10 protein-coding genes are annotated in these 12368 nt (G+C 67.0%); all 10 read right to left on the bottom strand.

Annotated elements, in window-relative coordinates; genetic code table 11:
- From murC to rsmH, 10 genes are read right to left on the bottom strand one after another with little or no spacing between them, the layout of a single operon-like run.
- Nucleotides 1–1389, bottom strand: coding sequence for a UDP-N-acetylmuramate--L-alanine ligase (murC, locus tag ACE3TQ_RS12515; RefSeq protein WP_374582539.1), 1389 nt, complete (start codon nucleotides 1387–1389; stop codon nucleotides 1–3).
- Nucleotides 1386–2441, bottom strand: coding sequence for an undecaprenyldiphospho-muramoylpentapeptide beta-N-acetylglucosaminyltransferase (murG, locus tag ACE3TQ_RS12510; RefSeq protein ID WP_374582593.1), 1056 nt, complete (start codon nucleotides 2439–2441; stop codon nucleotides 1386–1388). The genes murC and murG overlap by 4 nt, the downstream gene beginning before the upstream one ends.
- A gap of 11 nt (nucleotides 2442–2452) precedes the next feature.
- Entirely contained in the window at nucleotides 2453–3664 is a 1212-nt protein-coding gene (ftsW, locus tag ACE3TQ_RS12505; RefSeq protein ID WP_374582538.1) for a putative lipid II flippase FtsW, read from the bottom strand.
- Nucleotides 3664–5181 carry a UDP-N-acetylmuramoyl-L-alanine--D-glutamate ligase gene (murD, locus tag ACE3TQ_RS12500; protein WP_374582537.1) on the bottom strand — a complete coding sequence of 506 codons (1518 nt, stop codon included), beginning with the start codon at nucleotides 5179–5181 and terminating at the stop codon, nucleotides 3664–3666. Before murD ends, ftsW begins: the two co-directional genes overlap by 1 nt.
- Nucleotides 5181–6350: a phospho-N-acetylmuramoyl-pentapeptide-transferase gene (gene mraY, locus ACE3TQ_RS12495; protein ID WP_161026430.1), complete on the bottom strand. Its 1170-nt coding sequence runs from the start codon at nucleotides 6348–6350 to the stop codon at nucleotides 5181–5183. The genes murD and mraY overlap by 1 nt, the downstream gene beginning before the upstream one ends.
- Before the next feature lie 2 nt (nucleotides 6351–6352).
- The gene (gene murF, locus ACE3TQ_RS12490; RefSeq protein WP_374582535.1) at nucleotides 6353–7798 is read right to left on the bottom strand and encodes a UDP-N-acetylmuramoyl-tripeptide--D-alanyl-D-alanine ligase; all 1446 of its coding nucleotides are present in this window, start codon (nucleotides 7796–7798) and stop codon (nucleotides 6353–6355) included.
- Nucleotides 7798–9339, bottom strand: coding sequence for a UDP-N-acetylmuramoyl-L-alanyl-D-glutamate--2,6-diaminopimelate ligase (locus tag ACE3TQ_RS12485; protein ID WP_374582534.1), 1542 nt, complete (start codon nucleotides 9337–9339; stop codon nucleotides 7798–7800). Before ACE3TQ_RS12485 ends, murF begins: the two co-directional genes overlap by 1 nt.
- Nucleotides 9340–11130, bottom strand: a complete 1791-nt coding sequence (locus ACE3TQ_RS12480; RefSeq protein WP_374582533.1) for a peptidoglycan D,D-transpeptidase FtsI family protein — start codon at nucleotides 11128–11130, stop codon at nucleotides 9340–9342.
- A complete protein-coding gene (ftsL, locus tag ACE3TQ_RS12475; protein ID WP_374582532.1) occupies nucleotides 11127–11399 on the bottom strand; it encodes a cell division protein FtsL in 273 nt (90 codons plus the stop codon). Before ftsL ends, ACE3TQ_RS12480 begins: the two co-directional genes overlap by 4 nt.
- On the bottom strand, nucleotides 11396–12361 hold the full coding sequence (rsmH, locus tag ACE3TQ_RS12470; protein ID WP_374582530.1) for a 16S rRNA (cytosine(1402)-N(4))-methyltransferase RsmH: 966 nt from the start codon (nucleotides 12359–12361) through the stop codon (nucleotides 11396–11398). Before rsmH ends, ftsL begins: the two co-directional genes overlap by 4 nt.
- Nucleotides 12362–12368: the final 7 nt, after the last annotated feature.

The raw sequence follows: 12368 nt of genomic DNA, 5'->3' as shown, positions 1-12368 counted from the left end.
TCATACCTTCCAGTTCGTCAATTTTGCCGGGACGCCGCTGATCGAGCCTGCGCCCATGGTCAGCACGACGTCGCCGTCGCGCACCACATTCATAATCGTTTCCGGCATGTCGGCGATGTTCTCGACGAATACCGGTTCCGCCTTGCCGCGCGCGCGGATCGCGTGCGCCAGGGCGCGGCCGTCGGCAGCCACGATCGGCTGCTCGCCCGCTGCATAAACGTCCGACAGGACCAGTACGTCGACCGTGGAGAGGACTTTTGCGAAATCTTCGAACAGGTCGCGCGTGCGGCTGTAGCGGTGCGGCTGGAAGGCCAGCAGCAGGCGGCGGCCGGGATAGGCGGCGCGCGCGGCGGCGGTGGTCACTTCCATCTCGATCGGGTGGTGGCCGAAGTCGTCCACCAGGGTGAAGCTGCCGCCCGACGGGATGGCCACTTCGCCGTACTTGGTGAAGCGGCGGCCGACGCCGGCGAAGCCGGCCAGGCCGGCCTGCGTGGCGGCGTCGTCGACGCCGATCTCGCGCGCAATGGCGACCGCCGAGCAGGCGTTCTGCACGTTGTGCATGCCGGGCTGGTTCAGCACGATGTCCAGGTCCGGGTAGCCTTCCTGCAGCACGGTGAAGTGCATCTGGGTGCCGACCGCGCGCGCGTTCACGGCGCGCACTTCGGCGTCTTCCGCAAAGCCGTAGGTGGTGACCGGCTTGGTCACCTGCGGGATGATGGCGCGCACGTGCGGGTCGTCGATGCACAGCATGGCGCGGCCGTAGAACGGCAGGCGGTGCGTGAAGTGGACGAAGGCCTGCTTCAGCTTCTCGAAGTCGTGCTCGTAGGTCTCCATATGGTCGGCATCGATATTGGTGATGACTTCGATCATTGGCGACAGGTTCAGGAAGGAGGCGTCCGACTCGTCGGCTTCGGCCACCAGGTATTCGCCCGAGCCTAGCTTGGCGTTGGCGCCGGCGGCGGTCAGGCGGCCGCCGATGACGAAGGTCGGGTCCAGCCCGCCCTGCGCCAGCACGGAGGCCACCAGGCTGGTGGTGGTGGTCTTGCCGTGGGTGCCGGCGATGGCGATGCCGCGCTTCAGGCGCATCAGCTCGCCCAGCATCACGGCGCGCGGCACGATCGGGATCTTGCGCGCGCGCGCGGCCACCACTTCCGGGTTGTCGGCCTTGACGGCGGTGGAGGTCACCACCGCGTCGGCGTTGCCGATGAAGCTGGCGTCGTGGCCCTGGTGCACGGTGGCGCCCATGTCGACCAGGCGCTGGGTCACGGCGTTCGAGCCGAGGTCCGAGCCGGACACGTTATAGCCCAGGGTCACCAGCACCTCGGCGATGCCGCTCATGCCGCTGCCGCCGATGCCGACGAAGTGAATGTTCTTTACTTTGTGTTTCATGCGAGTGCTTCCAATTCTTGTGCGATGGCGTCGTTGGCGTCGCGCTTGCCCACTGCATGCGCGGCGGCCGCCATCTTCTGGCAGGTGTTGCGGTTCAGCGTCTGCAACAGCGCTGCCAGGCTCTCCGGATTCAGTTCCGTCTGCGGCATATGGATCGAGGCGCCCTGCCTGGCCATCCATTGCGCGTTGTCGCGCTGGTGGCTGGTGGTCGACGCCACCAGCGGCACCAGCACGCTGGCCACGCCGGCTGCCGTCAGTTCGGACACGGTGATGGCGCCGGCGCGGCAGATCACGATGTCCGCCTGCGCGTAGGCGCCCGCCATGTCGTCGATGAAGTCGACCACGTTCGCTTCCACATGCGCCTGCGCGTAAGCCGCGCGCAGGGCTTCGATATTCTTCTTGCCCGACTGGTGGGTCACCAGCGGGCGCTGTTCCGGCGCGATCATGGCCAGCGCGGCCGGCAGCGCGTCGTTCAGCGCCTTGGCGCCCAGGCTGCCGCCCACCACCAGGATGCGCAGCGCGCCTGCGCGCCCGGCGAAGCGCTCGGCCGGCGCCGGCAGCGCCAGGATTTCCTTGCGCACCGGGTTGCCGGTGACGACGGCCTTGGCCGCCGCCGCACCGAAATCGGCCGGGAAGCCGAAGCACACGCGCTTGGCCAGCGGCGCCAGGGTCTTGTTCGACAGCAGCAGGGCCGCGTCAGCGTTGACCAGCACCAGCGGCACGCCGCGCAGCCTGGCCATCAGGCCGCCCGGCACGCAGACGTAGCCGCCCATGCCCAGCACCACGTCCGGCTTGCGCTTGCCGATAAAGCCGAAGCAGGCGGCGAAGGCGCCGATCATCCTGAAGGCGCCGCCGATGGTGTGCGCCAGGCCCTTGCCGCGCATGCCGCTGAAGTGGATCACGTCCATCTCCACGCCGTGCTTGGGCACCAAGTCCGTTTCCATGCCGTGCGAGGTGCCCAGCCAGCTCACTTCCCAGCCGCGTGCGCGCATCGCCTGCGCGATCGCCAGGCCGGGGAAAATGTGGCCGCCGGTGCCGGCTGCCATGATCATCAGGCGCTTGCTCATACGCGCCCTCCCCGCATCAGCTGGCGGTTTTCGTAGTCGATGCGCAGCAGGATGGCCAGGCCGACGCAGTTGATGATGATGCCGGTGCCGCCGTAGCTCATCAGCGGCAGGGTCAGGCCCTTGGTCGGCAGCAGGCCGAGGTTCACGCCCATATTGATAAAGGTCTGGATGCCGATCCAGATGCCGATGCCCTTCGCAGCCAGGCCGGCGAAGGTCTGGTCGATGGCAATGGCCTGGCGGCCGATGTCGAAAGCGCGCTTGACGATCCAGTAGAACATGCCGATCGTGATCAGCACGCCGACCATGCCCAGCTCTTCGCCGATCACCGCCAGCAGGAAGTCGGTGTGCGCTTCCGGCAGGTAGTGCAGCTTTTCCACGCTGGCGCCCAGGCCGACGCCGGTCAGCTCGCCGCGGCCGAAGGCGATCAGCGAGTGGGTCAGCTGGTAGGACTTGTTGAGCGCATTCTCTTCTTCCCACGGATTCAGGTAGGCGAACAGGCGCGCGCGGCGGAACGGCGACAGCATGATGATGGCCACGAAGATCGTCACCAGCATGCCGGCGATGCCGCCGAACCAGACCGCGTTCACGCCGCCCAGGAACAGGATGCCCATGGCAATGCAGACGATCACGCCGAAGGCGCCCAGGTCCGGTTCCAGCAGCAGCAAGAGGCCGACGAAGGCCACCGCCAGCGCCATCGGGAAGAAGCCCTTGGACAGGCGGTGCATGTATTCCTGCTTGCGCACGGTGTAGTCGGCGGCGTACAGCACGATGAACAGTTTCATCAGCTCGGACGGCTGGAACTGGAACACCTTGAGCGAGAGCCAGCGGCGGCCACCGTTCACGTTCACGCCCAGGCCCGGGATCAGCACCAGCACCAGGGCCACCAGGGTGCCGATGAACAGGTAAGGCGCGGCCTTCTGCCAGTCCTCCACCCGCACGCGGAAGGCCACCGCTGCGGCCACGATGGCGATGCCGATGAAGACGGCCTGGCGCTGCACGAAGAAGTGGTTCTTGTAGTTGGCGAACTTGGGCGAATCAGGCAGCGCGATGGAGGCCGAATACACCATCACCATGCCGAACAGCATGAGCAGCAGCACGCACCAGACCAGCGGCTGGTCGTATTCCATCATCTTCGAATGGCGCGCGCGGCTGTCCAGCGGTGCCGGAGCCTCGGAGCCAGTGAAGCGGAATGGAAGCTGGAATGCCATCAGATCTCCTGCCCCGCGTCGAGCGCGATGTCACGCACGGTGTCGATGAACACCTGCGCGCGGTGCGCGTAGTTCTTGAACATATCCAGGCTGGCGCAGGCCGGCGACAGCAGCACGGCGTCGCCGCCATGGGCCAGCGCGGCGGCACGCCTGGTGGCTTCCTCCAGCGTGGCGCAGTCTTCCAGCTTGACGCCGGTCGGTTCCAGCGCGCTGCGGATGGCCGGCGCGTCGCGCCCGATCAGCACCACGGCGCGCACGAAGCGGCGCACCGGGTCGGCCAGCGGATCGAACTCCTGTCCCTTGCCGTCGCCGCCGGCGATCACCACCAGCTTCTGTTCGCTGCCGCCAAAGGATTGGCCCAGGCCGACCAGCGCAGCCACGGTGGCGCCGACGTTGGTGCCTTTCGAGTCGTCGTAGTAGTCGACGCCGTCGATCGTCGCCACCAGCTCCACGCGGTGCGGCTGGCCCTTGTATTCGCGCAGGCCGTGCAGCAGCGGCGCGAACGGCAGGCCGATGGCGCGGCACAGGGCCAGCGCCGCCAGCGCGTTGGAGGCATTGTGCGTGCCGCGGATCTGCAGCGCGTCGGCCGGCATCAGTTTCTTGGTATAGCACTCCACCGGCGGTGGCGGCGGGTCGTTCTTCTTGCGGCGCTTGGGCGGCTCGGCGTCGTCGGTCGGCTCGGCGGTGGCCAGCCAGTACACGCCGCGCTCGTTGACCAGGCCGAAGCTGTGCGCCAGTTCCGGCGCGTCGGTGCCGAAGGTGACGTTCTCGCCGGTCGGGTTGGCCATGGCCATGGTCCACTTGTCGTCGCGGTTCAGCACGCGCACGGTGTCCTCGCCGAAGATGCGCTGCTTGTCGTCGGCGTAGGCCTGCATGCTGCCGTGCCAGTCCAGGTGGTCCTGGGTCAGGTTCAGCACGGTGGCGGCGTCGGCGTTCAGGCTGTAGGTGGTATGCAGCTGGAAGCTGGACAGCTCGAGCACCCAGGCTTGCGGCAGCTCCGCATCGGCGTCCGGTCGGTCCATCACTTCGCGCAGCACGTCCAGCGCGGCGGGGCTGATATTGCCGGCCACGCGCACCGACAGGCCGGCGCGCTCGCACAGCTGGCCGGTCAGGCTGGTGACGGTGGTCTTGCCGTTGGTGCCGGTGATGGCGATGACTTTCGGCGCGTAGGCGCGCTCGTCCTTCAGCCACTTCAGGGCCTGGGCGAAAATTTCGATCTCGCCCCAGACCGGGATGCCTTTGGCGGCGGCCGCCGGGATGATCTCGGCCAGCTCCTTGTTCGGACCCAGGCCCGGGCTGGCGCACACGAAGTCGACGCCGTCCAGCAGGGCCGCGTTGAACGGGCCGGCGATGAACTGGGTGCCGGGCAGCTGCTCGCGCAGCAGCGGCAGGCGCTCCGGCACCGGACGCGTGTCGGCCACGCGCAGCAGCGCGCCGCAGCGCGCCAGCCAGTGCGCCATCGCCAGGCCCGATTCGCCGAGCCCCAGTACCAGTGCAATTTTGCCGTTATAGATCATCAGCGCAGCTTCAGAGTGGACAGGCCAACCAGGACCAGCATCATCGTGATAATCCAGAAGCGCACGACGACCTGGGTCTCTTTCCAACCTTTCTGTTCAAAGTGGTGGTGCAGAGGCGCCATCAGGAACACGCGGCGGCCGACGCCGTAGCGCTTCTTGGTGAACTTGAACCAGCCCACCTGGATGATCACCGACAGCGTCTCCGCCACGAAGATGCCGCCCATGATGAACAGGACGATTTCCTGGCGCACGATCACGGCGATCGTGCCGAGCGCGCCGCCCAGCGCCAGCGCGCCGACGTCGCCCATGAACACTTGCGCCGGGTGCGCGTTGTACCACAGGAAGGCCAGGCCGGCGCCCGCCATCGCGCCGCAGAAGATGATCAGCTCGCCGGCGCCCGGGATGTGCGGGATGAACAGGTACTTCGAGTACGTGGCGGAGCCGGTCAGGTAGGCGAACAGGCCGAGCGCGGAGCCGACCATCACGGTCGGCATGATGGCCAGGCCGTCCAGGCCGTCGGTGAAGTTGACCGCGTTCGAGGTGCCGACGATCACGCAGTAGGTCAGCGCGATGAAGCCCCACACGCCGAGCGGGTAGCTGATGGTCTTAAAGAACGGCACGATCAGGTCGGCCTTGGGCGGCAGGTCCATCGAGAAGCCCGACTGCACCCACTGGAAGAACAGCTCGAACACCTGGGCCGGGGTCGGCGCCGACACCGAGAACGCCAGGTACAGCGCGGCGGCGATGCCGACCAGCGACTGCCAGAAGTATTTCTCGGCCGAGCGCATGCCCTCCGGGTCCTGGCGCACCACCTTGCGGTAGTCGTCCACCCAGCCCACCGCGCCGAAGCCCATGGTCACCACGATGACCGGCCAGATCAGGCGGTTCGACCAGTCGCACCACAGGATGGTGGCGATGCCGACGGCGATCAGCAGCAGCACGCCGCCCATGGTCGGGGTGCCGTGCTTTTTCAGGTGGGTCTGCGGGCCGTCGGTGCGCACCGCCTGGCCGTACTTCATGACGGTCAGTTTGCGGATCACGGCGGGACCGGCGATCAGGCCGATCAGCAGGGCCGTGATGGTGGCCATCACGGCGCGGAAGGTGATGTAGTTAAAGAGGCGGAAAGCCCCGATGTCGTCCTGCAGGATTTGTGCAAGCCAGAGCAGCATGATTAGTGTGTTTCCTTTGTTACGTGTTGCGATCCAATCAAATGCTGCACGACCCGTTCCATTTTCATGAAGCGGGAGCCCTTGATCAATACGGTTGCATCCGGCGTTGCTGCGGCCGTTACGGCTTGCAGCAGCGCGTCGAATTCCTGGTGGTGCTCGGCGTGCGGCGCCATATGGGCGGCCAGCGTGCCGGTGGCGAAGAAGTGTTCGATGCCTTTCGAGGCGGCGTAGGCGGCGACTTCCTCGTGGAACTCCTTGCCCTGGGTGCCGACCTCCCCCATGTCGCCCAGCACCAGCACGCGCGGCGCTTTGGCCTTGGCCAGCACGTCGATGGCGGCGCGCACGGAGTCCGGGTTGGCGTTGTAGGTGTCGTCGATCAGCAGCGCGCCGTTGGCGGCCTGCTTTTTCTGCAGGCGGCCATTCACCGGCGCGAATGCCTCCAGGCCGGTGCGGATGGTGGAGGTGTCGATGCCGGCGGCGTAGGTGCAGGCGATGGCGGCCAGCGCGTTGCGCACATTGTGCTCGCCGGCGGCCTGCAGCGACACGCTGAAGTGGCGCGGCACGGCGTCCGGCGTGGCGAACGAGGCGGCGGCGCCTTCGGACGAAGCCGGCGCCGGATGGATGGTCACGGCCAGCTCGGCGCCGAAGTCGCCGGCGCTGTAGGTGCAGCTGACATTGGCGGCGGCGTCCAGGCCGAAGGTCAGCGCGCGGCGGCCGACCGACATCTCGCGCCAGACCGGGGTGAACTCGTCGCCGTGCGGGAATACGGCTACGCCGTCGCCCGGCAAGGCGGCCAGCACGCTGCCGTTCTCGCGCGCCACCGCTTCCACGGTGTGCATGAATTCCTGGTGCTCGCGCTGGGCGTTGTTGACCATGCCGATGGTGGGCGCGGCAATCGCTGCCAGGCGGCCGATCTCGCCCGGATGGTTCATGCCCAGCTCCACCACGGCGGAGCGGTGCGATGCGTCGAGGCGGAACAGCGTGAGCGGCACGCCGATCTCGTTGTTCAGGTTGCCGCGCGTCGCCAGGCGGCCCTCTTCGCCGTGGGCGGCGGCCAGGATGGCGGCGATCATTTCCTTGACGGTGGTCTTGCCGTTGGAACCGGTCACGCCGATCAGCGGCAGCGCGAACTGGCGGCGCCAGTAATTGGCGATCTGCCCCAGCGCCACCAGGGTGTCCGGCACCACGATGGCCGGCAGGGTCCAGCCCTGCGGCAGCTTTTCCACCACCACGGCGGCCACGGCGCTGCCAACGATCTGCGGCAGGAAGTCGTGCGCGTCGAACACTTCGCCGCGCAGGGCGACGAAGAGCTGGCCGGCACCGACGGTGCGGGTGTCGGTCGACACGCCGTCGAACTCCAGCCCCAGCGCGGCGTCGTTGGTCAGCACGCCATGGTGCAGGTGGGCGCCGGTCAGCGCCGGCAGGATGTGGGCGAGCGTGCTGCGCATCAGTGCGGCCTCATCATGGTCAGGCGTGCCGACAATGCCAGCTGCGCGTGCTCGGCGTCCGAGAACGGCATCTTGCGGCCCTTGATTTCCTGGTACGGCTCATGGCCCTTCCCTGCCAGCAGGATCACGTCGGCCTTGCCGGCATTGCGCACGGCCGACAGGATCGCGGCGGCGCGGTCTTCCACCGTCATGAACTCCGAGTTCGGATGGTCCGGATCCATGCCCGCCACGATCTGGCGGATGATCTCGGCCGGGTCCTCGCTGCGCGGGTTGTCGCTGGTGACCAGCACATGCTCGGCCATCTGCGCGATCCTGCCCATCTGCGGGCGCTTGCCCGGGTCGCGGTCGCCGCCGCAGCCGAACACGCACCACAGGTGGCCGCCGCGGTCGGCCGCCACCGAGCGCAGCGCTTCCAGCGTCTTTTCCAGCGCGTCCGGCGTGTGCGCGTAATCGATCACCACCATCGGCGCTTCCTGGCCGCCGATCTGCTGCATGCGGCCCGGGGCCGGCTGCAGCGATTCGATGCCGTCGATGGCGGTGCGGAAGGCGATGCCCTTGGCCAGCAGCGCGGCCAGCACGGCCAGCGCATTGCTGACGTTGAACGGGCCGACCAGCTGGGTGCGCACATGCGCGTGGCCGAAGGTCGAGTCCAGGTTGAATTCCGTGCCCAGGTTGCGGCTGCGCAGCGCGCTGGCGCGCAGCATCGAGATGCCCTGCACGTTCGGCTGCGCCTTGGCGTCTTTCAGCGTGTAGCCGATGATGGCCGGGCGCGCGCCCTTCTTCGCCTTGATGTGCGCCACCAGGCGCTGCCCCATCGGGTCGTCCAGGTTGACCACGGCGTGCTTCAGGCCGGGCCAGTCGAACAGGATGGTCTTGGCGGCTTCGTAGTTTTCCAGGTCGCCGTGGTAGTCCAGGTGGTCGCGCGTCAGGTTGGTGAAAATCGCCACGTCGAAATGCATGCCGTCGAGGCGGCCCTGGTGCAGGCCGATGGACGAGGCTTCGATGGCCAGCGCCGCGGCGCCGTCGGCGCGCACTTCCTGCAGCTTGCGCGCCAGCAGGACGGCGTCCGGCGTGGTGTAGCCGGTTTCGTCGAATTCCACTTCGCCGCGCGCGCGGAACATGCCCACGCCCAGGGTGCCGATCACGGCGGCGCTTTCGCCGACCTTGGCCAGCGCCTGGCCGGTCCATACCGCGCACGACGTCTTGCCGTTGGTGCCGGTGACGGCCACGGTGAACATGCTGGCGTCGGGCTGGCCGTACCAGGCGTGCGCGATCGGCCCGGCCTGCTTTTTCAGGCCAGGCACGGCCAGGTGCGGCACAGCGTGCGCGGCGTCCCAGGCATAACCGGTGTCGTCGTATACCACGGCAGCGGCGCCGTTCTCGATCGCTGTGGCGATGAAGGTGCGGCCGTCCCTGGCGTCGCCCGGATAGGCGAAGAAAATGTCGCCTGCCTTGATGCGGCGCGAATCCGAGGCCAGTTGCGCGGTCGGAGCGGCGGCGCGCATCCAGCTGATAATGTCTTGGTGGGTCATCGTGGTCATTTACATGGCCTCCGGTCCGGTGTCCGCCGGCACCACGATTTCGGTGACGTTGGAGTCTGGAGGCACATTGGAGGCGCGCAATGCGTTGATTGCGACAGCCGCGAAAGTTGGTGCTGCGACCGAGCCGCCGTAGTGGCCGTTCTGGGTCGGTTCGTCGATCATGACTGCGATGACAAAACGCGGCGCCGACATCGGCACCATGCCGACGAAGGAACCGATGTACTTGCGTGGAATCGCATAGCGGCCGTTCTCCACCTTGTAGGCGGTGCCGGTCTTGCCGCCCACGCGGTAGCCCGGGATCTGGGCCTTCTTGGCGGTGCCTTCCTTGCCCGACACGACCGCCTCCAGCATCTCGCGCATCTGCGCGGCGGTTTGCGGCTTGATGATCTGCTGGCCTTGCGGCAATTTGTCGACCTTCTCAAACGACAAAGGAATGGTGTCACCATTCCGGGCAAACATCATGTAGGAGCGGGCCAGCTGGATCACCGACACCGAGATGCCGTTACCGTAGCTCATGGTCGCCTGCTCGATCGGCCGCCATGACTTGTATGGCCGCACCCGCCCCGCGACCGCGCCCGGGAAACCCCACTTCGGCTGCTGGCCGAAGCCGACCTTGGTGAACATCTCCCACATCTCCTGCGCCGGCATGCTCAGCGCTATTTTCGAAGTGCCGATGTTGGACGAGGTCTCGATGATCTTGGCCACGTCGATCACGCCATGCGCCTTGGTGTCGGTGATGGTGCGGTCGGCGATGGTGTAGCGGCCATTGCCGGTATCGATCAGGGTGGACGGCTTGACGCGGCCGGTGTCCAGCGCCAGCGCCACGGTGATCGGCTTCAGGGTCGAACCCGGCTCGAAGGAGTCGGTCATGACGCGGTTGCGCAGCTGCGCGCCGGTCAGGTTGCGGCGGTCGTTCGGGTCGTAGCTCGGGTAGTTGGCCAGCGCCAGCACTTCGCCGGTGTGCACGTCCAGCACCACGGCGCCGCCGGCCTTGGCGCCAAAATGCTCGACCGCCTGTTTCAGCTGGGTGTAGGCGATGTACTGGATCTTGCTGTCGACCGACAGGGTCACATCCTTGCCGTTGTGCGGCTCGACCTTGCCGCCGATGTCTTCCACCACGCGGCCGCGGCCATCCTTGATCACGCGGCGCGAGCCGGGGCGGCCGACCAGGTTGGCCTGCTGCGCCAGCTCCATCGATTCCTGGCCCTTGTCGTCCACGTTGGTGAAGCCGACCAGGTGGGTCATGACTTCGCCCTGCGGGTAGAAGCGCTTGTATTCGGGGCGGATGTCCATGCCGTCCAGGTCGAGCGCCTTGATCTTGTCGGCGGTTTCCACCTCGACCTGGCGCTTCAGGTAGACCAGGTTGCGGTCGGAGTCGAGCTTCTTGAGCAGCTCGGCCTCGCTCATTTCCAGCAGGCCGGCCAGGGCGCGCAGCTTGTCCTTGGGCGCCGCCTTCAGGTCGTCCGGCGAGGCCCAGATGGCGCGCACCGGGATCGAGGTGGCCAGCACCTGGCCGTTGCGGTCGGTGATCTTGCCGCGGATGGCCGGCAGTTCCTGCGTGCGCTGGTAGCGGTTGGCGCCCTGCTCCTGCAGGAACTGCGACTGGCTCGAGGTGCCCTGCAGCCAGACGGCGCGCGCCGCCAGCGCCGCGAAGGCGACGAACAGCACGAACAGCACCACGCGCGAGCGCCAGGTCGGCAGGCGCACCGCGAGCACCGGGCTCTTGGAGAAGGACACGCCCTGCGAGCGTGCCACGCGGGCCGTTCCGTTACCGCCGCTGGCGCGCATCATTGGCCGCCCTCCGTCAGGTATTGGGTGCGGTTCGGCGTGAGCTGGGTCATGTTCAGTTCACGGCGCGCGATTTCCTCGATACGGGCGTGCTTGCCCAGGGTCGACTGGTCCAGCTGCAGCTGCGCCCACTCGATGTCGAGCTGGCGCGCCTGCGCTTCCGCGCGTTCCTTGTCGACGAACAGGTGGCGCGCGCGGTACTGGGCGTTAACGACCGACAGGCCGCAAGCGACCAGCAGCGCCGTCAGCACGATATTGATCTTGTTGCTCATGGCGCGCCTCCGCTGGCGGGCAGGCGCATGGCCACGCGCATCACGGCCGAGCGCGCGCGCGGGTTGTCCTCGACCTCCTGGTCGGACGGCTTGACCCGGCCCAGCAGCTTCAGTTCCGGCTGCGGCAGGTCGGCCGCCTTGATCGGCAGGCGCCGGTCAGGCTGCTCCACCTTGGCCTTGGAGGCCAGGAACTGCTTGACCATGCGGTCTTCCAGCGAGTGGAAGCTGATGATGGCCAGGATGCCGCCCGGCTTCAGGGCGTGGAAGGCCTGGCTCAGGGCCGATTCGAGGTCCTCAAGCTCTTTATTGACGAAAATCCGGATAGCCTGAAAGGTGCGGGTCGCAGGGTCCTTGCCCTTTTCGCGAGTCTTGACCGCGCCTGCCACGATACCGGCAAGCTGTCGTGTGCTTGAAATTGGTTCGACTGCCCGGCGAGCAACAATCGCCTTTGCAATCTGAAAAGCAAACCGTTCTTCCCCATATTCCCTTATCACCTTTTCCAGTGTTTTTTCTGATTCCGTGGCCAGCCACTCGGCAGCGGAGATGCCGCGCGTGGTATCCATGCGCATGTCGAGCGGGCCATCGTTGCGGAAGCTGAACCCGCGCGCCGCGTCGTCCACTTGCGGCGACGAGATGCCAAGGTCCATCAAAATGCCGTCCACGGCGGGAATGCCGCGTTCGGCCAGCGCATCCGCCATGGTGGCGAAGCTGTCATGCACGATGGTGAAACGCGCATCGCCGATGGTCTCGGCGTTGGCGATAGCTTGCGGGTCTTTGTCGAAGGCGATCAGGCGCGCGTCCGGGCCCAGGCGCGACAGGATCAGGCGCGAGTGGCCGCCGCGGCCAAACGTGCCGTCTATATAAATACCGTTGGCGCGCGCGCCTCCCAGGTCGAGCGCATCCACCGCTTCATCTAACAGCACCGTACGATGCTGGAATTCTGGCACCGAGGTCGTCGTCATTTAAAGT

The sequence above is a fragment of the Pseudoduganella sp. genome (assembly GCF_041914865.1).
In the GTDB taxonomy this organism is placed as follows: domain Bacteria; phylum Pseudomonadota; class Gammaproteobacteria; order Burkholderiales; family Burkholderiaceae_D; genus Rugamonas.
The sequence above is the reverse complement of the archived record's forward strand: the minus strand, read 5'-3'. Positions and strand labels throughout refer to the sequence as shown.

What these genes read in the sequence shown, in the direction of transcription:
- murC (WP_374582539.1), bottom strand. Translation starts at nt 1,389, where the DNA reads ATGAAACACAAAGTAAAGAACATTCACTTCGTCGGCATCGGCGGCAGC.
- murG (WP_374582593.1), bottom strand. Translation starts at nt 2,441, where the DNA reads ATGATCATGGCAGCCGGCACCGGCGGCCACATTTTCCCCGGCCTGGCG.
- ftsW (WP_374582538.1), bottom strand. Translation starts at nt 3,664, where the DNA reads ATGGCATTCCAGCTTCCATTCCGCTTCACTGGCTCCGAGGCTCCGGCA.
- murD (WP_374582537.1), bottom strand. Translation starts at nt 5,181, where the DNA reads ATGATCTATAACGGCAAAATTGCACTGGTACTGGGGCTCGGCGAATCG.
- mraY (WP_161026430.1), bottom strand. Translation starts at nt 6,350, where the DNA reads ATGCTGCTCTGGCTTGCACAAATCCTGCAGGACGACATCGGGGCTTTC.
- murF (WP_374582535.1), bottom strand. Translation starts at nt 7,798, where the DNA reads ATGCGCAGCACGCTCGCCCACATCCTGCCGGCGCTGACCGGCGCCCAC.
- ACE3TQ_RS12485 (WP_374582534.1), bottom strand. Translation starts at nt 9,339, where the DNA reads ATGACCACGATGACCCACCAAGACATTATCAGCTGGATGCGCGCCGCC.
- ACE3TQ_RS12480 (WP_374582533.1), bottom strand. Translation starts at nt 11,130, where the DNA reads ATGATGCGCGCCAGCGGCGGTAACGGAACGGCCCGCGTGGCACGCTCG.
- ftsL (WP_374582532.1), bottom strand. Translation starts at nt 11,399, where the DNA reads ATGAGCAACAAGATCAATATCGTGCTGACGGCGCTGCTGGTCGCTTGC.
- rsmH (WP_374582530.1), bottom strand. Translation starts at nt 12,361, where the DNA reads ATGACGACGACCTCGGTGCCAGAATTCCAGCATCGTACGGTGCTGTTA.